Source organism: Enterobacter sp. UNJFSC 003 (assembly GCF_036903355.1).
Lineage (GTDB): Bacteria > Pseudomonadota > Gammaproteobacteria > Enterobacterales > Enterobacteriaceae > Enterobacter.
In genome coordinates this window covers 1-245 of record NZ_JBAKHK010000296.1, presented here as the reverse complement: position 1 = coordinate 245, position 245 = coordinate 1, and the positions used below count along the sequence as shown (strand labels likewise).

Annotated in this window: 1 protein-coding gene; it reads left to right on the top strand. The window is 60.8% G+C overall.

From position 1 onward, the window contains the following. The coding region (locus tag V5P19_RS24240) for a LysR family transcriptional regulator (protein ID WP_334408081.1) at window positions 1–245 on the top strand (245 nt) is incomplete at both ends.

Here is a 245-nt window from a genome sequence, read left to right as displayed (position 1 = left end):
CATGGCAGCTTCACCCGTGCCGCCAGTGCGTTGCACGTCTCCCAGCCTGCGCTTTCCCAGCAGATTCGCCAGTTAGAGGAGAGTTTAGGCGTGCCGCTGTTTGACCGTAGCGGGCGAACGATTCGTCTCACTGATGCAGGAGAAGTCTGGCGACAGTACGCCAGCCGGGCGTTACAGGAACTGGGGGCGGGTAAACGGGCGATTCATGATGTTGCCGATCTGACGCGAGGATCGCTGCGTATCGC